Origin of the sequence: Nocardia sp. NPDC059240, from assembly GCF_042753865.1 — a bacterium.
Lineage (GTDB): Bacteria > Actinomycetota > Actinomycetes > Mycobacteriales > Mycobacteriaceae > Nocardia.
In genome coordinates this window covers 248,638-273,848 of record NZ_JBHZAC010000004.1, presented here as the reverse complement: position 1 = coordinate 273,848, position 25,211 = coordinate 248,638, and the positions used below count along the sequence as shown (strand labels likewise).

Annotated in this window: 21 protein-coding genes; 15 read left to right on the top strand and 6 right to left on the bottom strand. The window is 68.3% G+C overall.

Annotated features, from left to right (window positions below):
* Positions 1 to 54 precede the first annotated feature (54 nt).
* Entirely contained in the window at positions 55 to 3,171 is a 3,117-nt protein-coding gene (locus tag ACFXHA_RS15870; RefSeq protein WP_379358284.1) for an FAD-dependent oxidoreductase, read from the top strand.
* Between the two features lie 93 nt (positions 3,172 to 3,264).
* Here the strand turns inward: ACFXHA_RS15870 and ACFXHA_RS15865 are convergent, their stop codons facing one another.
* Positions 3,265 to 4,575 carry an FHA domain-containing protein gene (locus ACFXHA_RS15865; protein WP_379357196.1) on the bottom strand — a complete coding sequence of 437 codons (1,311 nt, stop codon included), beginning with the start codon at positions 4,573 to 4,575 and terminating at the stop codon, positions 3,265 to 3,267.
* Between the two features lie 206 nt (positions 4,576 to 4,781).
* Between ACFXHA_RS15865 and ACFXHA_RS15860 the strand changes: the two genes are divergently transcribed.
* The gene (locus tag ACFXHA_RS15860; RefSeq protein ID WP_379357194.1) at positions 4,782 to 5,189 is read left to right on the top strand and encodes a hypothetical protein; all 408 of its coding nucleotides are present in this window, start codon (positions 4,782 to 4,784) and stop codon (positions 5,187 to 5,189) included.
* A 24-nt stretch (positions 5,190 to 5,213) separates the two neighbouring features.
* On the opposite strand, the gene ACFXHA_RS15855 is transcribed toward ACFXHA_RS15860, so the two are convergent.
* Together ACFXHA_RS15855 and ACFXHA_RS15850 are read right to left on the bottom strand one after the other, a co-directional pair.
* A complete protein-coding gene (locus ACFXHA_RS15855; RefSeq protein WP_379357192.1) occupies positions 5,214 to 6,752 on the bottom strand; it encodes a glycerol-3-phosphate dehydrogenase/oxidase in 1,539 nt (512 codons plus the stop codon).
* 93 nt (positions 6,753 to 6,845) lie between these two features.
* Positions 6,846 to 7,430, bottom strand: a complete 585-nt coding sequence (locus ACFXHA_RS15850; RefSeq protein ID WP_379357190.1) for a TetR/AcrR family transcriptional regulator — start codon at positions 7,428 to 7,430, stop codon at positions 6,846 to 6,848.
* Between the two features lie 143 nt (positions 7,431 to 7,573).
* Here ACFXHA_RS15850 and ACFXHA_RS15845 point away from each other — a divergent pair, with 143 nt between their 5' ends.
* Both ACFXHA_RS15845 and ACFXHA_RS15840 read left to right on the top strand, forming a co-directional pair.
* The gene (locus tag ACFXHA_RS15845; protein WP_379358282.1) at positions 7,574 to 9,151 is read left to right on the top strand and encodes an FAD-binding oxidoreductase; all 1,578 of its coding nucleotides are present in this window, start codon (positions 7,574 to 7,576) and stop codon (positions 9,149 to 9,151) included.
* Positions 9,148 to 10,074, top strand: coding sequence for a diacylglycerol/lipid kinase family protein (locus ACFXHA_RS15840; protein ID WP_379357188.1), 927 nt, complete (start codon positions 9,148 to 9,150; stop codon positions 10,072 to 10,074). Before ACFXHA_RS15845 ends, ACFXHA_RS15840 begins: the two co-directional genes overlap by 4 nt.
* Before the next feature lie 84 nt (positions 10,075 to 10,158).
* Here ACFXHA_RS15840 and ACFXHA_RS15835 read toward each other — a convergent pair whose 3' ends face one another.
* Positions 10,159 to 10,527: a hypothetical protein gene (locus ACFXHA_RS15835; RefSeq protein ID WP_379357186.1), complete on the bottom strand. Its 369-nt coding sequence runs from the start codon at positions 10,525 to 10,527 to the stop codon at positions 10,159 to 10,161.
* A gap of 283 nt (positions 10,528 to 10,810) precedes the next feature.
* Between ACFXHA_RS15835 and ACFXHA_RS15830 the strand changes: the two genes are divergently transcribed.
* Genes ACFXHA_RS15830 through ACFXHA_RS15815 form a run of 4 tightly spaced genes read left to right on the top strand, consistent with a single transcriptional unit; the run spans position 10,811 to position 14,041 of the window.
* Positions 10,811 to 11,140, top strand: coding sequence for a hypothetical protein (locus ACFXHA_RS15830; protein ID WP_379357184.1), 330 nt, complete (start codon positions 10,811 to 10,813; stop codon positions 11,138 to 11,140).
* Positions 11,137 to 13,440, top strand: a complete 2,304-nt coding sequence (locus ACFXHA_RS15825) for a hypothetical protein (protein ID WP_379357182.1) — start codon at positions 11,137 to 11,139, stop codon at positions 13,438 to 13,440. The genes ACFXHA_RS15830 and ACFXHA_RS15825 overlap by 4 nt, the downstream gene beginning before the upstream one ends.
* A complete protein-coding gene (locus ACFXHA_RS15820) occupies positions 13,437 to 13,841 on the top strand; it encodes a hypothetical protein (RefSeq protein ID WP_379357180.1) in 405 nt (134 codons plus the stop codon). The genes ACFXHA_RS15825 and ACFXHA_RS15820 overlap by 4 nt, the downstream gene beginning before the upstream one ends.
* A gap of 2 nt (positions 13,842 to 13,843) precedes the next feature.
* Positions 13,844 to 14,041, top strand: a complete 198-nt coding sequence (locus tag ACFXHA_RS15815) for a hypothetical protein (protein WP_379357178.1) — start codon at positions 13,844 to 13,846, stop codon at positions 14,039 to 14,041.
* A gap of 8 nt (positions 14,042 to 14,049) precedes the next feature.
* On the opposite strand, the gene ACFXHA_RS15810 is transcribed toward ACFXHA_RS15815, so the two are convergent.
* Complete coding sequence (locus tag ACFXHA_RS15810) at positions 14,050 to 14,688, bottom strand: class I SAM-dependent methyltransferase (RefSeq protein WP_379357176.1); 639 nt, start codon at positions 14,686 to 14,688, stop codon at positions 14,050 to 14,052.
* Between the two features lie 327 nt (positions 14,689 to 15,015).
* On the opposite strand from ACFXHA_RS15810, the gene ACFXHA_RS15805 reads away from it, so the two are divergent.
* The 5 genes from ACFXHA_RS15805 to ACFXHA_RS15785 all read left to right on the top strand — a co-directional run bounded on the left by ACFXHA_RS15805 (position 15,016) and on the right by ACFXHA_RS15785 (position 23,694).
* Complete coding sequence (locus ACFXHA_RS15805; protein WP_379357174.1) at positions 15,016 to 17,709, top strand: valine--tRNA ligase; 2,694 nt, start codon at positions 15,016 to 15,018, stop codon at positions 17,707 to 17,709.
* A 74-nt stretch (positions 17,710 to 17,783) separates the two neighbouring features.
* Positions 17,784 to 19,154, top strand: coding sequence for a bifunctional folylpolyglutamate synthase/dihydrofolate synthase (locus tag ACFXHA_RS15800; RefSeq protein WP_379358280.1), 1,371 nt, complete (start codon positions 17,784 to 17,786; stop codon positions 19,152 to 19,154).
* Positions 19,151 to 19,561, top strand: coding sequence for a DUF4233 domain-containing protein (locus ACFXHA_RS15795; RefSeq protein ID WP_379357172.1), 411 nt, complete (start codon positions 19,151 to 19,153; stop codon positions 19,559 to 19,561). Before ACFXHA_RS15800 ends, ACFXHA_RS15795 begins: the two co-directional genes overlap by 4 nt.
* 105 nt (positions 19,562 to 19,666) lie before the next feature.
* Positions 19,667 to 20,083: a nucleoside-diphosphate kinase gene (gene ndk, locus ACFXHA_RS15790; protein WP_379357170.1), complete on the top strand. Its 417-nt coding sequence runs from the start codon at positions 19,667 to 19,669 to the stop codon at positions 20,081 to 20,083.
* A 473-nt stretch (positions 20,084 to 20,556) separates the two neighbouring features.
* Positions 20,557 to 23,694 (top strand): translation initiation factor IF-2 N-terminal domain-containing protein, encoded by a 3,138-nt coding sequence (locus ACFXHA_RS15785; protein WP_379357168.1) that lies wholly within the window; start codon positions 20,557 to 20,559, stop codon positions 23,692 to 23,694.
* A 65-nt stretch (positions 23,695 to 23,759) separates the two neighbouring features.
* Here the strand turns inward: ACFXHA_RS15785 and ACFXHA_RS15780 are convergent, their stop codons facing one another.
* On the bottom strand, positions 23,760 to 24,167 hold the full coding sequence (locus ACFXHA_RS15780; RefSeq protein WP_379357166.1) for a DUF3224 domain-containing protein: 408 nt from the start codon (positions 24,165 to 24,167) through the stop codon (positions 23,760 to 23,762).
* Positions 24,168 to 24,480: 313 nt separating this feature from the next.
* Here ACFXHA_RS15780 and rplU point away from each other — a divergent pair, with 313 nt between their 5' ends.
* Both rplU and rpmA read left to right on the top strand, forming a co-directional pair.
* On the top strand, positions 24,481 to 24,792 hold the full coding sequence (gene rplU, locus ACFXHA_RS15775; protein WP_379357164.1) for a 50S ribosomal protein L21: 312 nt from the start codon (positions 24,481 to 24,483) through the stop codon (positions 24,790 to 24,792).
* Positions 24,793 to 24,832: 40 nt separating this feature from the next.
* Complete coding sequence (gene rpmA, locus ACFXHA_RS15770; RefSeq protein WP_379357162.1) at positions 24,833 to 25,099, top strand: 50S ribosomal protein L27; 267 nt, start codon at positions 24,833 to 24,835, stop codon at positions 25,097 to 25,099.
* Positions 25,100 to 25,211: the final 112 nt, after the last annotated feature.

Here is a 25,211-nt window from a genome sequence, read left to right as displayed (position 1 = left end):
GATATAGGCACGAGCGCAGCGGGGATCCGGCTGCACAGGAGTGGGGTGGAGAGCATGGCGGGGCGGCCGGTCATCGAGATTCGTGAGTGGGGGCGGCCCGCCCGGCGGCGCACGCTGGACGGGCCGATCGTGTTCGGCCGTACCGGCAGTCACGAGGTGCTGTCGGACAGCGGGGTGTCCCGCCAGCATCTGCGGCTGGTGCCGACGCCGACCGCACTGTCGGTGGTCGACCTGGGCAGCCGCAACGGCACCACCGTGAACGGCGTGGCCTTGACCGGGCGGCGCGAACTGGCCACCGGTGACGTGGTGCGGCTGGGGCGTTGCGAGATTCTGGTGCTGCACACCCCCACCGCCGACATCGAAGGCCACGACGGATCGTCGACCGTGCTGGGGCCGTCGGGGGCGATCCCACGCCCGCCCGGCCCGGCCGCGCCCCTCCCGCGCTGGGTGACTCTCGCCAATCGCGTCCTCGGCCTCGACCCCACCGGTGAACGGAACCTGTTCCCCGCCTTCACCGAACTGCCCAGCCGGATCCCGCTGCCGGTGTGGCGAGCCGCGCGTTTCGTGAGCATCGCGCTGTTCGTGGCATTGGTCGTCACCCTGTTCGTGCGACCCGCCGCGGGGCTGTTCTGGTTCTTCGCGGTGATCGTCCCGCTGCTGCCCGGACTGTTCCTCATCGCACCCGGCCTGTGGCGCAACACCTGTCCACTGGCCGCCACCAATCAGCTGCCGCGACTGTTCGGCTTCACCCGCGCCCTCACCCCGCCGGTCTGGTTGCAGAAGCGCGGGTATCTGATCGCCGTCGCCTTGTTCTTCGGAATCGCCGGATCGCGGGTGGCGGGCCTGGACCGCAGCGGAATCGCCACCGGCGCAGTGCTTTCCGCCGTCCTGCTGGCGGCCTTCACCGGCGGCGTCGTCTTCAAAGGGAAGAGCGGCTGGTGCAGCAGCATCTGCCCGCTCTTCCCGCTGCAGCGCGCTTACGGGCAGACCCCGTTCGTCACCATCGCCAACAATCACTGCCAACCGTGCGTCGGCTGCGCGAAGAACTGTTTCGACTTCAAGCCGCGGGCCGCCTACCAGGCCGATATGGCCGACCCGGAACGCGGCTGGGCCGCGCCGCGCAAGCTGTTCGTGGCGGCACTGCCCGGATTCGTGCTCGGCTTCCTGGTGCTGGCCGGGCATACGAGCCTGTCGGTGCCGAATCGCTATCTGGCGCTGGGTGTCTCGCTGCTCGTCGCGATCGGGGTGTACTTCGCGGTCGAGGCCCTGACCCCGGTCAGCTCGTCCATGCTGTCGGCGGTGTACGCGGCCGTGGCGCTGAACGTCTTCTACTGGTTCGCCGGACCCGTGCTGATGCGCTCGTTCACCACTATTACGGGCGTGAGTGCGGCCTGGATGCGCTGGCCGATCAGTCTTTTCATTCTCGCGGCCACCGTCGCGTTCCTGGCCCGCACCCGAGTCAGCGAGCTGCAATACGCGTTGACCACCGGGGCCCGCACCGCGCCCGTGGTGCTGCCTTTCCCGCGCCTGCGCACCGACGAGAACGCGCCTGCCCCAGGCGCTTCGGTGGACTTCGACGGCACCGCCGTAGCCGCCGAGCCCGGCGCGAGCCTGCTCGAACTCGCCGAACGCGCGAATCTGCCGCTGGAGTCGGGCTGCCGGATGGGTGTCTGCGGCGCCGACCCGGTCGCCGTCCTCGACGGTGCCGAGCGGTTGTGCGAGCCCACCGCCGATGAGCGGAACACCCTGCGGCGATTGGGTTTCGCCGCCAACACCCGGATGGCCTGCTGTGCGCGCGTGGACGGTGGCGGGGTCCGGGTGTCGCTCACCCCCGAACCCGGTCGCGGCGCCGGTGACCGTCCCGTCAATTTCGATCGCTCGCTGGTGAGCCTGGTGGTCATCGGCAACGGCATCGCCGGTGTCACCGCCGCCGACTTCCTGCGCCGCGGCCACCCCGACTGCGAAATCCACCTGGTCGGCCGGGAATCCCACGACTTCTACAACCGCATGGGCATCTCCCGGCTGATCCCTGGCCGCTCCGCCATGCAGGGCCTGCACCTGCTGCCCGAACAATGGTACGAGGACCACGGCATCCACCCGTGGCTCAATACCCTTGCGACCCGGCTGGATCCGCGTGCCCAGCGCGTCCACCTCGGCACCGGCGACGTACTGCCCTACGACCGGCTCATCCTGGCCACCGGCGCGGCCGCCGCCCTGCCGGAGATCGACGGACTGCACCGCCCCGGCAGCTTCGTGCTCCGCACGGCCTCCGACGCCCTCGACATCCGCGCCTACGCCCAGCAGCGGTCGTGCACCCGCGCCGTGGTGGCGGGCGGCGGCCTGCTCGGCCTGGAAGCCGCATACGCCCTGCACCAGTTGGGATTACGGGTCACCGTGCTGGAACGCGGCCCCCGCCTGCTCGGCAAGCAACTCGACGCCCGCGCCTCGGCGATTGTCCTCGACCACTTCACCCGGGCCGGGATCGAGGTCCGGCATCGCGCCGAAACCGCCGCGCTGACAGGCGATTCCAGGAATGCCGCAACCCACGTCGCGCGAGTGCCCGGGCCCGCCGGAGCGCCCGGGGCCGACCCGCTCCCCGGCGCCGATCCGGTACGGGCCGTGGTGCTGAAGGACGGCACCGTCCTGCCGTGCGAGGTGTTCCTCACCGCCGTCGGCATCCGGCCCAACTCCGAACTGGCCGCCCGTGCCGGAATCCCCACGCGCCGAGGCATTCTCGTCGACGACCGCATGCGCACCGCCGCACCCAACGTCTTCGCGGCCGGAGATGTGGCCGAGCATCGCGACAAGGTCCTGGGCTTGTGGCCGATCGCAGCCGAACAGGCTCAGGCCGCCGCCGTCAACGCCCTGGGCGGCGATCAGGTGCTGACCGCCGAGACCCCCGCCACCATCCTCAAAGGGGTGGGCCTGGAACTGTTCAGCATCGGTCAGGTGGAGCCGGGGCAACGCGACGAGGTGATCGTCGTCGACGCCTCCCCGCGACCCTCCTACCGCCGCCTGGTCATCTCCGGCGGCCGGGCCGTAGGCGCGATCGTGCTCGGCCACCACCCCGGCGAGGTGGCCGCCGCCCAGCAGGCCGTCCGCACTCGGATGGAAATTCCGCCGTTCTCGCGCAACGCCTTGCAGCAGGGAGACTGGTCCGCCCTGCATTGATCGGCCGTCGTCGGTGCAGCGGTTGGCGGTCGGATGTGCCGCGTCAGGGGCCTGGTCCGTGGTGCGGCAGCTGCTCGAGTCTTGCGGTGGGCTTCAGTTGAGGCGGTATGTGAGGATTCGTTCGCCGATGCGCAAGCTCCAGCCGATCGGCAATTCCGTCGGCCGCTGCCCGACCCGAACCCAGTCGGCCGCGCCGGGAGCCGCCACGAACGTCCCGCCGGGCGTCCCGGCATCCCGCACGTAGACCAGTCCGTTCTCGATGAACACCCGGGCATGCACCCGCGACACGTGCCGATCGCGCGCGATCACGATGGGGGAGGCCACCGCCCGCCGCACCGCCTCGTCGATCATCGGGTCGCGCCCGATCACATACGGCCGATCCAGCGGATACACCTCACCCCCGGTCCCCGTGAGCGCGCCACCCACGGCCGCGAGCGTCGAGGTGGTGGGCGGCGGCGTGGCAGGCTGCGCCGCCGCGATCGGCAACGCCGGACCCGCGCCGCGCGCCCGCGGCTCCTCCGGGGCATCCGCTTCGGGACTGTATGCGGCGGTAGGCGGCTGATCCTCGGGATCCGGACGACCGGCCCGGCGCGCCGGCGTATTCGAACCCGCCGCGCCCGAACCACTCGCAGCCCCACCCTTTTTCGCCAGGTCCGGCCCGGCAGCGCGCGGACCGTGCGCCTGTTCCGGCGGCACCTCGTTCACCGCGGGTGTAGCGCGCGTCTCGGGCCCATCCGCCTGCACCTCGATCCGCACCCGCGAATCCGGCACCCGTGGCCGCTGCTCCCCGTCCAGCCGTGAGCCCGGCGCGGGGGTGGTGGCGGCATTGCGTGGATTCGCCGACTCGGCGGCCGAGGCCGGGGAAAGCCGCCCGGCCTCCGCTGCTTTCGCATCTGCCTGGGGTGGGGTTTCGGCCGGGCGCGCGGTCGCCAGCCCGGAGACCGGGGCGTTCAGTACGAAGCCGCCGCCGACCACGACTCCGGCCCGCAGGTCGGTGTGGGCGACCGCGCTACCCGCACCGTCGGCGATCACGGTGAGCCGGCGCACCGGATCTCGCACGATCTCGTCTGCCCAGGTCATGGCGCGTTCGCCGGAGAGGGTGCGGGCACCCTCGGGGCCGTCGACCGAAGCCGTCACCGCGCCGCGCAGCAGGATGAGGATGCCGTCGGCGGTCGGCGCGACCACACCGAACGGGGGTGGTTGGGAACCGGCGGAGAACACCGTCGCCGCCAGCCGTTGCGCGATCGCCACACCTGGATCGGCGGCGCTCGCCGCGGCCTCGGCGGCCCCGAGAATCCGATCGGTGGAACCGCTTTCACCGTGCAGGAACAGGACCACGTTCCCGAACCGGGCGACCAGGCCCGCCCCCGGAACCAGCCCGACGGTCGTCGGAATTCGACCCATCCGCGCCTCCCTCTCCCGGCGCTCACCGCATCACGGCCAAGCCGCTCACGAACTCGCAGCCAAGCATAGGGCCCCGTGGCGCGCCCGCGCAGCGACACGGATCCGGCCAGATTGCCGCAATGCGACCCATATCGGGGACCCGCGGGTGAGGATCGAGGCATCGTGCCGGTGCAACCGGGCCCGGCATCACCGATGAGGACCGAACCATGATGGGCACGATCTTCAGGACCACCGCGGCCGTCGCCGGCTGCGCCACGCTCGCGACCGTCGCCGCACTGGCCGCCCCCGCCGGGGCGACCGCCGTCCAGGTCGGCATCGACCCGGGCCTCAGCTTCGGCATGGCCAGCAACTACGGCACCGGGTGCAGCTACGACCTCGACGCCCGCGTGGACGATCCGGTCACCCCGGTCGTCTTCTACGACAACAGTGTTCCGATCGGCGTCGCCAACCCCTCCGGCGCACTCGCCCAGATCCGCTGGACACCCGCCACCACCGGGCAGCACCGCCTCCAGATCTGGCAGTACCACCCCAACAGCGAGGACGTCTTCCCGTACGTCGACATCCACGTCGGAACCGGTTTCGCCACCGGCTCCGGCTGCAACGTCTTCAACTAGACGGTCCGAGAGAAAGCCTCTCGATCAGGAGAATGCGGCCTGCGCGGCGGGTTCGGCGGCCTTGCGGTCCGCGTCGACCAGTCCGATGCGGGTGCGGCGGTCCAGCAGATCGGATTCGTCCAGTGCGCCCTCGTAGGCGACGGCGAACGCGAATTCGGCTGCGGTGACATCCATTCCGGGGGCGACCTCCGCGGCCAGAGCCGGATCCCGTTCGGCCAGTTCGAGAACCGTCGCGGCCTCTTTGCCGTAGCGCTCGACCAGGCGCGGCGGGGCCGCGATGGCATCCCGGGCCGCGCCGGTCACCGCTCCCACCAGGGGCAGGGTGCGGGTCCGGCAGGGCGCGGCGGAGAGGCGGGCGTGAGCGACGGCCGCGTCGACGGCGTCCTCTGCCATCTTCCGATAGGTGGTGAGCTTGCCGCCCACCACCGTGATCACGCCGGTCGGTGAGGTGAGGACGGCGTGCTCGCGGGAGATGTCGGCGGTGCTGTCGTCACCGGTGCGCAGCAGCGGGCGCAGACCCGCGAAGGTGCCGCGGATATCACTGCGGCTCAAGGGCTCCCGCAACACCGTGTTGACGGTGTCGAGCAGGAAGTCGATCTCGCCGTCGGTGGCGTGCGGGACATCCGGCACCGGGCCGGGCGCTTCCTCGTCGGTGAGCCCCAGGTACACCCGGTTGTGCGCGGCCGGGAACGCGAAGATGAAACGACTGGTGCTGCCCGGGATCGGCACGGTCAGCGAGGCGGTGAGCCCACCGAAGGCCGCCGCGTCGAACACCAGGTGGGTGCCGCGCGAGGGCCGCAACTCGATGCTCGAATCCACTTGATCTGCCCACACTCCGGCGGCGTTGATCACCGAACGGGCTGTCACATCCAGGGTTTCGCCGGTCAACGTGTCCGTCAGGGTCGCTGAGGTGCCGGTGACATTCGTGGCTTCGACCCGGGTGAGCACCGTCGCGCCCTCCCGTGCGGCCGTGCGGGCGATGCCCACCACCAGTCGCGCGTCATCCACCAATTGCCCGTCCCATGCCAGCAATCCGCCACGCAGTCCATCCCGTCGCACGGTCGGAGCGAAGCGCAGTGCCTCCGCCGCCGCGATACGTCGCGAGCGCGGCAGCACCGACGGCGAGGTCCCCGCCGCGCGCCGCAGCACATCCCCGGCCAGGAACCCGGTGCGCACCAGCATCTTCTGCGCCGCACCGATATTCGGTAGCAACGGCACCACCTGCGGCAGCGCCCGCGTCAGATGCGGTGCCGTGCGGGTCAACAGGATGTCGCGCTCCACCGCGCTCTCGTGCGCGATCCCCACCCCGCCGCTGGCGAGATACCGCAACCCGCCGTGCACGAGCTTGGAACTCCACCGGCTGGTCCCGAACGCGAAGTCGTGCTTCTCCACCAGCACGGTGCGCAACCCACGCGCCACGGCATCCAAAGCCACACCGACACCGGTGATTCCGCCGCCGATCACCAGGACGTCGACGGTCTCGCCCGCCCCCAGCTCGACCAGTTCCCGCTGTCGCCGTGCCGAATTCAGCGCCGAATCGCTCCGAGTCGCATTCCGAGCCATCAGTGGACCTCTCAATCAGTGCTGCGATTCGCCGAGTGGCACATTTCGGAGGTGATTTGTCCGAAATCGGCCCCAGAATGTGCCACTCGGCGATCAGGGGGTGGGGGTGAGGTAGCCGGTTAGGGCGTGGGTTAGTTCGGTGTCGAGGTGGTCGGCGTCCAGGACGGGGGAGAAGGTGGTGGCTGATTGCACGGCGGATTGGGCGATCAGTAGCAGCATGGCGGCCAGGTGTTCCGGGTCGCCGGGGCGAATCGAGTTGTCGGCCTGGCCTTCCCGGATCGCCGCGGCGAACAGGTCGATGAGGGCGCGCTGGTTGCGGCCCAGGCGTTCGAAGACGTAGGTGAGCATGATGTCGGTGTCGGCGCGGAAGATCTTGGCGAACAGGGGATTGCGGCGGATGGCCGCGCCCCCGCCGACGATCGAACCGACCAGTCGTTCACGTGCTGAGCCGGTGGGCGGCGCGGTGTCGGTGATGATCTCGCGCAGTTCCCGCACCAGCAGATCCGCCACCAGCGACCCGGTGTCGGGCCAGCGCCGGTACACGGTGGGGCGGCTGACGCCCGCGCGGCGGGCCACTTCGGTGAGGGTGGTGCGGCGGACTCCGAACTCGGCCACGCAGGCGCGCGCCGCGTCGAGGATGGCGCGGTCGACGGCGGAGGATGATTCGGTCGAACTCATGGCTGGCACCACCGGAGAGTAGTATCCGTTACTGCTTGACATTCTATGTCACACTGTAACGCATGGTCGACACACAAGCATCCACCCCATCGACGGCCGGTGCCGTTGCCGCAAACCCGGGCGAGCCGCAGGCCCGCGCGAGTATGGTGTGGGACGCCTGGGGCTCCCCATCCGGACACAAACCGCTGCCCGATCAGATTCGGGGACTGCTCGCACAGGTATTCGGGGTGTCCGGCGAGCCGGTGACCCGTCGCGATGAGGGCGACGTGCCGCTGCGCGCCTCGGCGCTCACGCCGGAACAGCACGCCGGGCTGGTCGCGGTGGTCGGAGCCGAGAACCTGTCGATCGACCACCGCGACCGCCTGCTCCGCGCGGGCGGCAAATCCACGCCGGACCTGTTGCGCCGCCGCGCCGACGGGGAACAGGACGCGCCCGACGCGATCGTCTTCCCCGCCGACCACGACGAAGTCCTCGCGGTGCTGAAGTACTGCTCCGCCAAGGCGATCGCGGTCGTGCCGTTCGGCGGCGGCACCAGCGTCGTCGGCGGGCTCGACCCCGCGCGCGGCCGCTTCCCGGCCGTCATCGCCGTCGATCTGCGTCGCCTCGACACGCTCACCGACATCGACCCGGTCAGCGGCACCGCCACCCTCGGTGCGGGCCTGTCCGGCCCGCAGGCCGAGGAACTGCTTGCCCAGCACGGGCTTTCGCTCGGCCACTTCCCGCAGAGCTTCGAATACGCCACCATCGGCGGGTTCGCGGCCACCCGCTCCTCCGGGCAGGCGTCGGCCGGCTACGGACGCTTCGACGACATGATCATGCGCATGCGGATCGCCACCCCCGCAGGCGATCTCGACCTGGGCCGCGCCCCCGCCTCGGCGGCCGGACCCGACCTGCGCGAACTGTTCTCCGGCTCGGAGGGCACCCTCGGCATCATCACCACCGTCACCCTGCGCGTGCATCCCGTCCCGGAAACCACCGCCTACCAGGCCTGGTCGTTCCCCGACTTCGCCACCGGCGCGGCCGCGCTGCGCACCGTCATCCAGGCCGGGGCCGCCCCGACCGTCATGCGGCTGTCCGACGAGGCCGAGACCGGCCTGAACCTGGCCCGCGCCGGGGACATCGGCGGCGCGGCCGTCGGCGGCTGCCTGGCCGTCACCACCTTCGAGGGCACCGCCGCGCATGTCGCCGCCCGCAGCGTCGAGGCCATCGAGCTGCTGGCCGCCGCCGGTGGCACCGCGCTCGGCGAAAACCCCGCCAAGGACTGGGAACACGGCCGCTTCGCCGCCCCGTACCTGCGGGACGCGCTGCTGGATGTCGGCGTGCTCTGTGAAACCCTCGAAACCGCCACCAGCTGGTCGAATCTCGCCAACCTCAAGGCGAAGGTGACTGCGGCGCTGACCGATACACTCACCGCCCAGGGCACTCCCGCGCTTGTCATGTGCCACATCTCGCACACGTACCCGACCGGGGCGTCGCTGTACTTCACGGTCGTCGGCAAGCAGGCCGAGGATCCGATCGCGCAGTGGGCCAAGGCCAAGCGGGCCGCCGGTGACGCCATCGTGGCCGCGGGCGGCACCATCACCCACCACCATGCCATCGGCGCGGATCACCGCCCGTGGATGACCGACGAGATCGGCGACCTGGGTGTCCAGGTGCTACGCGCGGTCAAGAACGCGGTCGACCCCACCGGAATCCTCAACCCTGGGAAGCTGATTCCGTGAGAACGATCCGCTCCATCGCCCTGGTCACCAACCCGCTGTCCGGGCACGGCAAGGGCGCGCTGGTGGCCGTCGAGGCGGCCGATCTCTTCGCCGGGCACGACATCGCGGTCACCGCGATCCAGGGCGACTCGGCCGCCGACACCGAACGCCTGGTGCGCAAGGCCCTCGCCGACCCGGACGCCCGTCCGGACGCGGTGGTGGCGGCGGGCGGCGACGGCCTGACCTGCGTGACGCTGCAGGCCCTGGTCGGCACCGGCATCCCACTGGGCCTGGTGCCCGGCGGCACCGGCAACGACCTGGCCCGGGAACTCGGCATCCCCGACGACACCGCCGCCGCGGTCGCCGCCGTGCTGGCCGGCAAGACCCGCGCCATCGACCTTGGCACGGTGGAAACCGAGGAATCCGGCCGCGCAGTGTGGTTCGCCACCGTCACCGGTACCGGACTCGACGCCCGGGTCACCCTGCGCGCCAACGCCTTGCGCTGGCCCAACGGCCCGATGCGCTACACCGTCGCCGCCCTCATCGAACTCGCGGGCAAGCTGGCCGTGCCCTACCGGATCGAACTCACCGGCTCGCCCGACCACCCGGATGGCACCGTGCTGGAACTCGACGCGGTCATGGTCGCGGTCGGCAACACCCGCACCTACGGCGGCGGCATGCTCGTCGCCCCCGACGCCCTCATCGACGATGGCCTGCTGGACCTGACCGTGGTCAAGGCCATGTCCCGCCTGGAGATGCTGCGGCTGCTCCCGGCCCTGTCCTCCGGCAAGCGCGTCGACCACCCCGCCATGGTCCAGTACAAGGCCAAGGAGATCCGCCTGACCGCCCCCGGTGCCCCCGCTACCGCCGACGGTGATCCGGTGGGTCTGCTCCCGGCCCTGTTCCGCGCGAACCCGGGCGTCCTGGACGTACTCGTCCCCTGACCGTCCGAGCGGCCTCTCGGCACAGTATTGCGCCCCATGCTCGAACGAGCATGGGGCGCAATGCATATGGGCAGTGGAGGGGGCTCACCAGACCTGGATGACGGCCAGACCCTCGGAGTCGACCACCAGGTCCACCGATCCGCCCGGGTGAGCTGCGGCTTCCCCGACGATCGACGGCATATCCGCGTAGATGTAATCGGCATCCTGGGGCAGCTTCGAATCGGGCTGGATGATCACCGACACCGCGCCGTCCGGCGCGAACCGGTCGACCAGTGCCGGGAGCGGGCCGTTCGCCAGGCCCTGGGTCTCTCCGGGGGACAGTTCCACGCCGACCGCACCGATCTGCGGAATCACGAACGGGGTTGCGGCGGAGGCATTTCCGGCCACGGCCGATCCGGCGAGAGCGAGGCCGGTAGCGGTGGCGGCCGTAGCGGCGAGAGTTCGAACGCGCATGATGACTCGCTTTCCTGCGGCGGGACGGGAGTCCCGGGGGAGCTGTCTCGGTACTGCGATGAACTTGGTAGCGACTGGCGCCAGCCGGATAGCTAGAACACATCACCGCAGGTAGGCGTGGCAAGGGGTATGCGACTCGCCTCACCTGGGCTGCGTCGAGTGTCGTTCGACACGTGCTCTGACCGGCCGATCATCCCGCGTCACCCCCGTCGGTCATGTTGACCGAATTGTCCGATTTCAGTTACGTTCTGGCTAGTTGATCGGTCGGCGAAGAGGGGGACGCGTGACTTTCAAGGCGGATCTGGACATCCTCGGCACGCTCGGCGGGAAACTCCACGACCTGGCAGGCGAAGCCGCGAAGGCCAAGCCCGCCGCCGCAGCCACCGCGAGCCCGGACGAGGTACTGCTGTCCGGCGTCGCCGCCGGGCAGATCATGGTCGACCTGATCGACAACTCGCTCATCCCCACGGCCAAGGAACGGCTGAGCGAGACCGGCGACGTAATGATCAACGCCGGTAAGACTTTCGCCACCGCGGAAGAATCCTCGGTCGACGCCTTCGTCGACGTCTACCGCAAAGCCACCGGCGACTGGACGGTCGAGGCTACGCGGTGACCGTGAATTCCCCACTGGAATGGCTGAATACGGCCGACCCCCAAATCCTCGCCCGCTTCGCCGCCTCCTGGGTATGGACCGGCGACAACCTCGAGACCGTGTTCACCAAGTACAAGAACGCCGTCACCACGGTGAACGGAACATATTGGGAGGGACGGTCGGCCGACGCGGCACAGGCGCGGGCGGCCGCGGATCTGAAGACCATGCAGGCGCTGGCCGACAAGCTCGACGCATTGGCGACCCGAGCCCGACAGGGCTACGAGGAGATCAACGACCCCCTCCAGAAGGCCCGCAACCTGCTGACCGAGGCCGCGGGCTACGGCTGGCAGGTCGGACCCGCCCTGTCGATCCAAGCCCCGGAAGGCACCGACCAAACCAAGGTCGACAATCTCGCCCGCGATCTGCGCGACTACACCTGGCAAGCGATGACCGCCGACGGCACCGTGCGGGATGCCTTGAACGCCGCCCGAACCGACCTGGCCGCGGCCTTCACCTCGGCGGCGTCGCTGGGCGCCGAGCAAGGCAACACCGATGGTGCGCAGCTTGCGAAGAATCCGACGGCGCTCAATGATGTGGCGCTGCAACGCCTTATCGAGGCCGGACAGCTGACACAGGAGCAGATCGATGCCCTGCGCGCCGGCGACACCGCCGTCATCCCCGCCTCGCAGATGGAATACCTGATCCAGCTGGCGAACTCCCTGGACGGCAAGAGCCCCAGAGAAATCCAGCAGCTCATGGACCAACTGCCGCCCGGAGCGGCTCAGGCGCTGGCCAATTCCCTCCAGATCGTCTCCAATCCGAAGGTCTCGGCCGGCCCCGTCCAGGACGGCGACAAGGACCTACCCAACGGCGGACTCGGCGGCCTCAACCAACTCCCGGACGACATGCGCGACTCCCTGAATCGCAAAAGCCCCCTACTGATGTCGGGCCTCCTGAACCAAACCCTCCCCACCCAAGACATGGACCAAACCCGAGCCTTGGCCTCGATCGTCGGAACCAGCGACATCCGCTACCGAGCGGGCAGCGACCTCGACAAGACCTTGCTCCAGAAGGCCGGTGCCTACCTCGACGCCTCCGCCGCCATGGCCAAACAAAACCCGGTCGCCATCGAAACCCCCTTGGTGTCCAAGACCGTCCAGGAAATCTTCACCGCCGTCGGCGACGACAAGGCCGCCATCCGCGACGTAGTCACCGACGGAGACAACGGCCAACGCTTCATCGGCCAAGTCCTCAGCCGCAACTGGAACGACGACGGCGCAGCCGCCGCCACCCTCTTCACCTTCGACGACCGAGCCGCCACAGTCGAAAACCCCAACGACAAAATCGACGTCAAATCCGCCGAACGCGCAGGCAACATCATGAGCGCCGTCGCGAAATACACTGCGGACGACGAACACTGGAAGCAACTCTCGAACCTGGCAGGCGACAAGAGCGAATCCGTCGGCGAACGAAACCCCCTCCTGATCCGCCAGATCTCCACCAGCATGAGCCCGTATATCGCCGAGATGGCTGGTGGTCATAGACCGGACGTTCAGGGTTTCGATGTCGGCATGAAGGATGCACACAGCTGGTTGGATCCTGGAGGCAACAGATCCTTTCAGGGGGCACGCCATGTCTTTTCGCTCATGAATACAGACGATGAGGCGGGCAAGATCTTCACCGACGCCGCGGCCCGAGCGGCTCGCGCCAATGAAATCGAGTTTGCGCAAAACCTTCAGGTACCACACGCGACAACTACTCTGGAGACATCCGGGCGAATCGACGGTCTCATCGACGCAGCACTGCTGGAGGAATCGAAAGATCGCGTGGATGACGCGAACAAGGCGGCCCAGGATGCCTATGACCGTAAGGAGCGCTGGTTCAACACCGGCAAGTCCGTCGCTGGGATCGCGGTCAAGCAGTTCCCGGTGGCCGGTGACATCGTTTGGGATCTTGCCGATGGGCAGTCAGACCCGATCAAGGAGTCGATGCTCGGGCCGAAGCCGGAGCCTGGTGAGACTCCGCAGTTGACGCGGCCTGACGATGTCTTCCGGACGCACAATGTCCTCAGCCAAGCCCAGATACCGCAAATCTATCAGCAACAGTATTCCGGGCTGTTCGAGAATGGATCACTGAAATCATGGCACGACCTCACCACTGGGCAACTTTATGAAGTAGAGCGAAATCGGGCGGGTCTGACCGAATTGCTGAACAAAATTGACGGTGAAATCGATAGTGGCACGCAGATGATCCGGGCCTACGATAAGGCGGCTGCCGGATTGCCTGCGCGGCCCGACAAGCTTGGCGAGGGAGGACGATGAACTCGAGTTCGGCAATTCGCGGAATTAATACTGTCGCAACAGCATTGGCGCTGATTTTGATGCCGGTTGGGTGTGCGGAGCAGGCGCCCAAGAGTGCGCCATTGCCAGCTCTCTGCAGTGAACCCTGGCCGGACTTCGAGCACCTGTACTACGACGCATTGACGAAATTCCCCATACCGCCGGAAAGGCAGCAAGAATATCCCTTGTTGTTTGAAAATGGATCACTACGGTCATATAGCAGCCTCACTACAGGTAAGAGTTACGATGTTGCAAGAAACCAAGCCTCGATAACTGAGTTGCTCGAAAAAGTTGATGGGCCGGACGTCAGTATCGGGCAGCAAATTTGGGACGATTACATGGATAAACGTAAGCGGATGTGCGGCAGCGTCAGTCAGGGGTAATCGTGAGGGAGCGCAGCGAGCTGCCGCCGGAGTATGCGGAGATGTGGGCGCGGGCCGAGCAGCAGGAGCGGGAAGAGCGGGAGCGGCGGGTTGTCGAGGCCGTTGAAGTTGAGCCGAGTGGGTTTGGGGACGCGCTCAGTCATGAGGATTGGTACGACGAGGAGTTCGGGTCGGGGATTTCCGCGCCGCCGAATTGGTGAGGGTGAGGTTAGGCGGGGCGGGCGATGAGTAGGTGGCCGGAGATCGGGCGGTTGGGTAGATCCTTGCGCTCGACCGTGAGTCCGGCCTTCTCGAGAGCCGCGGTTACTTCGGTGACCGGGCGCAGCGTGAAACCGTATGAGGTGAAAGGCATTTTGGCCATGGCGGTGGGGTCGCCGATGCCGATGATCAAGCGGCCCTTGGGTTTCAGGACTCGGGCCAGTTCTGTGCATGCGCGGTCCAGGTCCGGCACGAAATAGACGGTGTTGCAGGTGATCACGGCGTCCAGGGAGGCGTCGGGTAGGGGGAGGTCGGTCAGTGAGCCTGTCAGGAGCTTCAGGCGGCCTTCCGTGAGGTCGGCCGCGAACTCCGAGCGGGCTCGGGTCAGCATGTCCTCGGAGAGTTCCACGCCGGTCACCGAGCCGGTGGTGCCTACTCGTTCGAGGAGCAGGGTGAGGCCGATGCCGCCGCCGAAGCCGATGTCGGCTGCGGCGTCTACCCCGCTGACCTCGGCGGCTGCGACCGCGGCGGCGATCATCGGGCGGTTGCCTCGGTTGAGGAATCGGGCCACGCCCTTGCCCAGTAACCCGTGGGGATTCCCCAGTTGTCCGGCTACCGTCGACATCACCCGCGCGACAATCGGATTCATGGGTTAGAGACTACCGGTCGGTCGTCTCGCAACGGGGTTGTCACGACGCGAAAACAATGCGGCGGACGCAACGTTGATGCAACGAAACCTGGTCTACCCTGGCCCATTTGGGTCAGATCCTGAGAATTACCTTTGGATCCGGGAGCAGGGCCCGAAACGGCGGTAGTCTGGCCTTCGAGGGCGAGGTTTCCGGTGTCCCTCATCCACCGGGAACCTCGCCCTTCGGCTATCCATCACCGGCCTTTCGGCCACCCCGCTGCGGCCCCGTGAAGGGGTCTGGGAAAAACCCGGTCGTTGGGTCATAATCCCAGCCCTTAGAATCGTCCGGTGACCAGCGCAGCCTCTGAGAACCCACGTAATCGTGCCGATGCCCTCCCCAAGAGCTGGAACCCCAGCGAGGTAGAGGCCGACCTGTACGAGCGCTGGGTAGCCGCGGGTTACTTCACCGCCGACCCGAGCAGCGCCAAGCCCGCCTACTCGATCGTGCTGCCCCCGCCGAATGTGACCGGCACCCTGCACATGGGCCACGCCCTCGACCACACCCTGATGGACCTGCTCACCCGCCGCAAGCGCATGCAGGGCTTCGAGGTGCTGTGGCTGCCGGGCATGGACCACGCGGGCATCGCCACCCAGACCGTGGTGGAGAAGCAGCTCGCCGTCGACGGCAAGAAGAAGGAAGACTTCGGCCGCGAACTGTTCATCGACAAGGTCTGGGACTGGAAGCGCGAGTCCGGCGGCCAGATCCAGGGCCAGATGCGTCGCCTCGGCGACGGCGTCGACTGGAGCCGCGACCGCTTCACCATGGACGACGGGCTCTCCCGTGCCGTGCAGACCATCTTCAAGCGCCTCTTCGACGCGGGCCTCATCTACCGCGCCGAGCGCCTGGTGAACTGGTCGCCGGTGCTCGAGACCGGCATCTCCGACCTCGAGGTGGACCACAAGGAGGTCGAGGGCGAGCTCGTCTCGCTGCGCTACGGCTCCATGAACGACGATGAGCCGCATGTGATCGTCGCCACCACCCGCGTGGAGACCATGCTCGGCGACACCGCGGTCGCGGTGCACCCCGACGACGAGCGCTACAAGCACCTCATCGGCACCACGCTCTACCTCCCGATCACCGGCCGTCAGATCCCGGTCGTGGCCGACGACTACGTGGACCCCGAATTCGGTTCCGGCGCGGTCAAGATCACCCCGGCGCACGACCCCAACGACTTCGAGCTCGGCCTGCGCCACAACCTGCCCATGCCGACGATCATGGACAAGACCGGCAAGATCGCCGACAGCGGAACCGAATTCGACGGCATGGACCGCTTCGAGGCCCGCCTCAAGATCCGTGAGCGCCTCGAGTCCGAGGGCCGCGTGGTCGGCCGCAAGTTCCCCTACCTGCACCAGGTCGGCCACTCCGAGCGTTCCGGTGAGCCCATCGAACCCCGCCTGTCCATGCAGTGGTGGGTGAAGGTCGAGGGCATCGCCAAGGCCGCCGGTGACGCGGTCCGCAACGGCGACGTGAAGATCCACCCCGCCAGCCAGGAACCGCGCTGGTTCGAGTGGGTCGACAACATGCACGACTGGAACATTTCCCGCCAGCTGTGGTGGGGTCACCGCATCCCGATCTGGTACGGCCCCGAGGGCGAGATCGTGTGCGTCGGCCCGGACGAGCAGGCCCCCGAGGGCTACGTCCAGGACCCGGACGTGCTCGACACCTGGTTCTCCTCGGGCCTGTGGCCCTTCTCCACCATGGGCTGGCCCGACGCCACCGACGAACTGGCCAAGTTCTATCCGACCAGCGTGCTGGTCACCGGCTACGACATCCTCTTCTTCTGGGTCGCCCGGATGATGATGTTCGGCATGTACGTCTCCGACGACGCGGTGCTCACCGCGGGCAAGGAGGCCAAGCAGGTCCCGTTCCAGGATGTGTTCCTGCACGGCCTGATTCGCGACGAGTTCGGCAAGAAGATGTCGAAGTCGCGCGGCAACGGCATCGACCCGCTGGACTGGATCGAGGAATACGGCGCGGACGCCACCCGATTCACCCTCGCCCGTGGCGCGCAGCCCGGCGGTGACCTGTCGGTCGGCACCTCGCACGTGACCGCGTCGCGCAGCTTCATCACCAAGCTGTTCAACGCCACCAAGTTCGCGCTCATGAACGGCGCACAGCCGGGCGACCTGCCCGCCCGCGACACCCTCACCGACACCGACCGCTGGATCCTCGACCGCCTCGACGAGGTGATCGCCGAGGTCGACGGCGCCCTGGACCGCTACGAGTTCAGCAAGGCCCTCGAGGGCCTCTACCACTTCGCGTGGGACGAATTCTGCAGCTGGTACCTGGAATTGGCGAAGGTCCAGTTCGCGGAGTCCGAGGAGCGTGCCGCCAGCACCCGCCTGGTGCTCGGCAACGTCCTGGATTCGGTGCTGCGCCTGCTGCACCCGGCCGTCCCGTTCGTCACCGAAACCCTGTGGCAGGCCCTGACCGAGGGCGCGGAGGGCGAGTCCATCGTGGTCTCCTCCTGGCCCACCGTCTCCGGCAACGCCACCGATGAGGTTGCGGCCCGGCGCATTTCGGACACCCAGAAGCTGATCACCGAGATCCGCCGCTTCCGTGCCGACCAGGGCCTGGCCGACAGCCAGAAGGTGGCCGCCAAGCTGGTCGGCATCGACTCCGCCGACCTGCCCGGCCAGGAGCCGAGCATCGCCAACCTGGCCAAGCTCACCGCCGCGGGCGACGACTTCGCCGTCACCGCCTCGCTTGAGGTGCGTTTGACCACTGCCACGGTGACCGTCGAGATCGACACCTCCGGCACGGTCGACCTCGACGCCGAACGCCGCCGCCTCGAAAAGGACCTGGCCGCCGCGCAGAAGGAATTGGCGGGCACCAACGGCAAGCTCGGCAACGAAGCCTTCCTGGCCAAGGCCCCCGACGAGGTGGTCGAGAAGATCAAGGCGCGCAAGGAGATCGCCGAGGGCGACGTCGAGCGCATCACCGCCCGCCTCGCCGAGATCGCGAAGCTGGCCGCCAAGTGAACGACGAACCGGAACGCCAGTACGGCGACGCCCCGCTGACCCCCATCGGCACCTCCCCGGTGGACCTCGCCGAAATGGCGCTGGTCGAGGCCGAACTCGACAAGCGCTGGCCGGAAACCAAGATCGAACCGTCGCTCACCCGCATCGCGACCCTGATGGACCTGCTGGGCTCGCCCCAGCAGTCCTATCCGGCCATCCACGTCGCCGGCACCAACGGCAAGACCTCGGTCACCCGCATGATCGACTCCCTGCTGACCGCGCTGCACCGCCGCACCGGCCGTATCACCAGCCCGCACCTGCAGCTGGCGACCGAGCGCATCGCCATCGACAACGCGCCCATCACCCCGGGCCGCTACGTCGAGCTCTACCGCGAGCTGCTGCCGTACATCGAACTCGTCGACAAGCAGTCCGAAGCCGCAGGCGGCCCGGCCATGTCGAAGTTCGAGGTGCTCACCGCGATGGCGTACGCGGCCTTCGCCGAAGCCCCGGTGGACGTGGCCGTCATCGAGACCGGCATGGGCGGCACCTGGGACGCCACCAATGTGATCGACGGCCAGGTCGCCGTCATCACCCCGATCGGCTTGGACCACACCGACTATCTGGGCCCCGACCTCACCTCCATCGCGGGGGAGAAGGCCGGAATCATCAAGAAGGCACCGGAAGACGAGCTGATTCCGCGCGACACCGTCGCCGTCATCGCCCAGCAGGAACCCGAAGCCATGGACGTCCTGCTGCGCCGCACCGTCGACGCGGACGCGGCCGTCGCCCGCGAAGGCTCGGAGTTCCAACTGCTTTCGCGCCGCGTCGCCATCGGCGGCCAGGTGCTGGAACTGCAGGGCCTCGGCGGCGTCTACGACGACATCTTCCTGCCCATGCACGGTGAGCATCAGGCCCGCAATGCGGTGCTGGCGCTGGCCGCGGTCGAGGCGTTCTTCGGGGCGGGCGCGTCCCGGCAGCTCGACATCGACGCTGTCCGAGCGGGTTTCGCCAGCTCCATCAGCCCCGGCCGGATGGAGCGCATGCGCAGCGCGCCCACCATCTTCCTCGACGCCGCCCACAACCCGCACGGCGCGCAGGCCCTCGCGGCCACGCTGACAAGCGAATTCGACTTCCGCAAACTGGTGGGCGTGATCGCGGTACTCAGCGACAAGGACGCCGGCGGCATCCTCGACGCCCTGGAACCGATCTTCGACGAGATCGTCATCACCGAGAACGGTTCCCCGCGCGCCCTGCCGATCGATGACCTGGCCAACCTCGCCGTGCAGCGCTTCGGCGACGAACGTGTCGCCGTGGCAAGCGATCTCGCCGATGCCATCGAAACCGCCATCGCCCTCGCCGAAGAGGGTGAGGACGGCGAATTGGTCTCGGGTGCGGGCATAGTCATCACCGGCTCGGTCGTCACCGCCGGGGCCGCCCGCAGCTTGTTCGGAAAGGATCCCGCATGACCTCCGACGCCAGCCCCACCGAGGTGCCGCCGCCCGTCACCGACCCGTGGAAGGGCCTGCGCGGCGTCATGGCCGGCACCCTGGTCCTGGAGGCCATCACCGTGCTGCTCGCGCTGCCGGTGATCAGCGCGGTCGGCGGCGGCCTGCACTGGTGGTCGATCCTCTACATCGTCGGCCTGGCCGTGATCATGTTCCTGGGCGCGGGCGTCCAGCGCCGCTCCTGGGCCATTCCCTTCAACCTGGCTCTCCAGGTGGCCCTGCTGCTCGGCGGCTTCATCCACATTTCGATCCTGGTGATCGGCGTGGTCTTCATCGCCGTCTGGATCTTCGTCCTATTCCTGCGCTCGGATGTGAAGAAGCGCATGGAAGCCGGGACCCTGCCCAGCCAGCGCATGTCCGGCGCGTGAACAATTCGCCGTAAACAGACAGACCGGGGCCGTAAACAGACAGACCAAAGCATCGTCCCCGGTCTGCGTTTTTCCCGCTGAGTACCCGCCGGTTAAGGTTGCGCTGTGACTGAGCAGACGTTGGTACTCATCAAGCCCGACGGCGTGGCCCGCGGCCTCATCGGGGAGATCATCACCCGGATCGAGCGCAAGGGTCTGAAGATCGCGGCCCTGAAGCAGGTGAACGTCTCCGAGGAGATCGCGGTCGAGCACTACGCCGAGCACCGCGAGCGCGCGTTCTTCGGATCGCTCATCGAATTCATCACCTCGGGCCCGGTCGTCGCGATCGTCCTCGATGGCGAGCGCGCCATCCCCGCCTTCCGGCAGATCGCCGGCGGCACCGACCCCGTCGAGAAGGCCGCCACCGGCAGCATTCGCGGCGACTACGCTCTCGAGACCCAGTACAACCTCGTGCACGGCTCCGACTCGCCCGAGTCCGCCAAGCGCGAGATCGCCCTGTGGTTCCCGGAGTTCGTTCTCTGATCTTCACCCGTACTTTCCACGGTTCAGGTCCGGGGGCCCACCCCCGGACCCCGGAGGCGGCGGCTGCCCGCGAGACTCGCGAGGCCCGCTCCGGGCCGCGTGGGCGCGACGCCCCGACGTGGTGTGGGATACTGGCTCTGGAAGTGACCGACGCGGGCCGTTTGCGGCGTGTGTCAGCCACCTTCGATTGACATCGCGGAGCGACGGACGATCATCGCTGCCGCCGACGGCTACCCAAGACTCGGCCGTCGGGCAGGCACGCTGGATGAACGCTCGTGACGCGGCGTCGAGCCAAACCAACCAGGCGCCACGTGACCAGTTAGCCCGAACGACGAGATACCGGTGATAACGGGCCACGCGACGCGAAGACTTACGACATCACGCCCGCGGGCGTGAGGCCGACAAGACAGCGCCCCCGCGACGGCCGCGTCACTCCCTAGGAGGAACGCGCCCGGGGGCCCCGAGGAGAATTCGTGGCCGATCAAGAGCCGCTGGAAGCATCGCAGAGCAACGGCGACGGGGAGGGCGCTCAGATCACCCCGGCTGCCGAACAATTGCCGGAACGGATCCGAGTGCACGCACTGGCGAAGCTGCTGGGCACTACCAGCAAACGTATCCTGGCCCATCTGACCGAGATGGGCGCGCAAGCGCGCAGCCCGCAATCGAGTCTGGACCGTACCGTCGCGGAAACCGTGCGCGACGCCTTCGGTCCGCGTGACGTCGAGGTGGCCGAGCCGGTCTCGCCGCAGCCGATCGCCGAGACGACCGTCGACGCGGCCATCGCCGCCGGTGACGATCGCGCCGCCGACGAGCTCGCGGCCGAGGAGGTGGAGGCCGCCGAGGCGGCCGTCGTCCCCGCGGCCAAGCAGACCAGCCTGTTCGCCAGCCCGTTCCAGAGCACCCCGCGCGTCGAAGAGCCGGTGCAGTATGTGGCAGCCCCCGTCGTGGCTGCCCCGCTGTTCCAGGCCCCGGACGCCGCGGCCGCCGAGGAGGCGCGTCGTGCGCGCCGCACCGAGCGCAAGCCTCGCGTCGAGGAAAAGGCCGAGGTCGAGGTCGTCGCGCCGAAGGCCATCAGCCCCAAGGTCGTCATCGAGGAGCCGGTGTCCGAGGACGCCGAGGACGAGGGCGACTGGGACGGCGAGCAGTCCGGTAAGGACGACGCGGATCGTGAGGGCACCTCGCGCCGCCGTCGCCGGGGTCGTCGTGGTCGCGGCCGGGGTCGCGGTGAACAGCACGGCGACAACGAGTCCGATGAGCTCGAGGGTGATGAGGCCGACGAGTCGGCCGAGGACGCCGAGAACGAGTCCGAGGAAGACGACGAGGCGGCCGTGCCGGAGGGCTCGAGCAGCCGTCGTCGTCGCCGCCGTCGCCGCCGCAAGGGCGGTGAGGACAACGAGCCGGAGACCACCTCCGACGACGACCCGCCGAACACCGTCGTGCACGAGCGGGAGCCGCGCAGCAAGCGCCGCGCCGCCGCGAAGGATGTCGACGAGGTGCAGGGCATCAGCGGGTCGACCCGCTTGGAGGCCAAGCGTCAGCGTCGCCGGGACGGTCGTGAGGCCGGGCGTCGCCGCCCGCCGATCCTGACCGAGTCGGAGTTCCTGGCCCGCCGTGAGGCGGTGGACCGGGTGATGGTGGTGCGCGAGAAGCACTTCCAGGACCACCCGACCTCCACCACCCAGGTGGCGGTGCTCGAGGACAGCATCCTGGTCGAGCACTTCGTGACTTCGACGGGTTCCGCGTCCATGGTCGGCAATGTGTACCTGGGCAAGGTCCAGAACGTGCTGCCGTCGATGGAGGCTGCCTTCGTCGATATCGGCCGTGGCCGCAACGGCGTGCTGTACGCGGGCGAGGTGAACTGGGAGGCCGCCGGTCTGGGCGGCAAGGAGCGCAAGATCGAGCAGGCGCTGCGCCCGGGTGACACCGTGCTGGTGCAGGTCTCCAAGGATCCGGTGGGCCACAAGGGTGCCCGCCTGACCACGCAGATCAGCCTGGCCGGTCGCTTCCTGGTGTACGTGCCGGGCGGTACTTCCACCGGTATCTCGCGCAAGCTGCCCGACACCGAGCGCAAGCGGCTCAAGGAGATCCTGCGCGACATCGTGCCGCAGGACGCGGGCGTCATCATCCGCACCGCCTCGGAGGGTGTCTCCGAGCCGGAGCTGGCGCGCGATGTCGAACGGCTGCAGGCCACTTGGCGCACCATCGAGGAGCAGTCCAAGCAGGGTTCCGGCGCGCCGAAGACCCTGTACGAGGAGCCCGACCTGCTGGTCAAGGTCGTCCGCGACCTGTTCAACGAGGACTTCTCCAAGCTCATCATCGAGGGCGAGCGGGCCTGGACCACGGTCGAGAACTACGTCCGCACGGTCGCCCCGGACATGCTGGCCCGCGTCGAGCGCTACGACAACCACGCCGTCGACGTGTTCGGCAGCCTGCGCATCGACGAGCAGCTGGCCAAGGCGCTCGACCGCAAGGTGTGGCTGCCCTCGGGCGGCACCCTGGTGATCGACCGCACCGAGGCCATGACCGTCGTCGACGTCAACACCGGCAAGTTCACCGGTGCGGGCGGGTCCAATCTCGAAGAGACCGTGACCCGCAACAACCTGGAGGCGGCCGAGGAGATCGTGCGCCAGATGCGGCTGCGCGATATCGGCGGCATGATCGTCGTCGACTTCATCGACATGGTCCTCGAGTCCAACCGGGATCTGGTGCTGCGCCGCCTGACCGAGGCCCTGGGCCGGGATCGCACCCGCCACCAGGTGTCGGAGGTCACGTCGCTGGGCCTGGTCCAGATGACCCGCAAGAAGCTGGGCACCGGTCTGGTCGAGGCGTTCTCCACCACGTGTGAGACCTGCCACGGTCGCGGCATCCTGGTGCACAACTACCCGGTCGAGTCGTCGGCTCCGGCCGGCGGTGACAGCGGTGAGGGTGTGGGGCGTCGCGAGGGTTCGCGTCGCCGGCGCAAGGACCGCAACGCGGCCGCCGCCGAGACCCCGGTCGTCGAACCGGTCGTCGAGGAGAAGGCCGACCAGCACGAGAAGCACGAGGAGCAGGCAGAGAAGGCCGCGGCCAAGCGCGCTCACCCGGTCGCCATGGCCATGGCCTCGCACCACGAGGAAGCCGTGCACGCTACCGAGGAAGCCGCGCACGCGGCGGACGAGGATGCCATCGCGGCCGCCGACGCGGCGAACGCGGTACTGGCCGAGGGTGATTCCGCGACCGTGGCCGATGTCGCCGCCGCGGAGTCGATCATCGTGCGGGAGGCCGAGAACGCGGCCGCCGAGGCCGCGCTGGCCGAACGGTCGGTGGCCGAGGACGAATCCGAGGACGCCGAGCCCGAGGAGCAGGCCTCCGTGCCGAGCACCAATGGCACGGCCGTGACCGCCGAGCCGGTGCTGTCGACTCGTCGTCCCGCCCGTCGCCGGGTGGCACGTACCGTCTCGGCTCCGGCCGCGGACAGTGCACCCGCGGTGTTCGTACTCTCCAGCGCGGATCAGTCCGACAAGCCGGGCTTCAACCTCGACGAGCTGGCCCCGGCCGTGGTTCCGCCGCGGGCTCGCCCGCGTCGTCGTGCCGCGGGCCGTCCCGCCGGTGCGCCGGAGGGCGAGAACTAGCCCGTAGATAGAGACGACTGTGGCCCCGCCGGAATCCGGTGGGGCCACAGTTCTTTTCGGGACGGTCAGGCGAGCTCGTATTCGAACACCATGCGATGCGTGCCGTCGGCGTCGATGAGGAGGTCACCCGTGCCGGTGATGCCCGCCAGATCGCCGGTGCCGCTGCCCGCGACGATCGCGAAGTACATGTCGGTGCGGGTGGTGCCGTCGGTGGAAGCGCAATGCACGAAATTGAAGGTGCCCGCGCGCCCGTTGAGCGCACCCTCGAACGACTCCATCGCCACATAGGTCCCGACGCCCGCCGCCTGGTCGAACGCCGAGGTGAACAGGGTCGCCGAGCGCCCGGTGATCTCGCCCTCGAACTGCTTCTCCAGCTTGGCCACGCCGACCGGCAGCGCGGTGGTGATGGCCGGGTCGGGGGTGACGTCGGTGGGGACGAAGGACTTGACGTTGAAGGTTCCGGTGGCTCGCATGGGTCCATCCTGCCCGGGGTGCGCCGGACGTTCTTGTAAGAACGCGACACCTCGAGGTGAGACCTGGATGACCCCGGTTTGGAGGGGGTCGCGGGGTCCTGTAGTCTTGGTCAGTCGCTGCCCCCCGCGATGGCACTCTCTTGTGACTAGTGCTGCGAGCGGGCCGGTTCGGTTCGAAAGAGCCGAGAGCCAATGGCCCGAGGCGGCGGTGAATACCACCAAGACCAGTCTGCGGCGGTTTCCGATGCGAATCGGATGTCCGCCGTGTGAGCAGAGTGCTGAGCACTTGAAAAGAGAGAAGGGCAGCCGACCGATGGCATCGTACGCAATCGTCAAGACCGGCGGAAAGCAGTACAAGGTCGCGGTCGGTGACCTGGTGAAGGTCGAGAAGATCGAGGGTGAGCCGGGCACTTCGGTGTCGCTGTCGCCGGTGCTGGTTGTTGATGGCGCCGAGCTGACCACCGATGCTGACAAGCTGGCGAAGGTTTCCGTGTCCGCCGAGGTCGTCGAACAGACCAAGGGCCCGAAGATCCGTATCCACAAGTTCAAGAACAAGACCGGCTACCACAAGCGTCAGGGCCACCGTCAGAAGCTGACGGTCCTGAAGGTCACCGGCATCAAGTAATCCGACTTGGGGTTCGTCACCCCTGCACGAGGAGTTTGAAATGGCACATAAGAAGGGTGCATCCAGCTCGCGCAATGGTCGCGATTCGAATGCCCAACGGCTCGGCGTGAAGCGCTTCGGCGGTCAGGTCGTCAAGGCCGGCGAGATCCTGGTTCGCCAGCGCGGCACGCACTTCCACCCCGGCGTCAACGTCGGCCGTGGCGGCGACGACACGCTGTTCGCTCTCGAGGCGGGCGCGGTGCTGTTCGGCACCAAGCGTGGTCGCAAGACCATCAACATCGTGGTTCCGGAGCCGGTGAACGCCTGACCGGCGCACCGGAGTTCGCTCCACTAGCTTCCTAGCGGGTCAGGGTTCGTAAGTAGCCCTGGCCCGCTTTGCTGTTTCCAAGCAGCCGCCATCCCGAGCGGCATCGCAAACG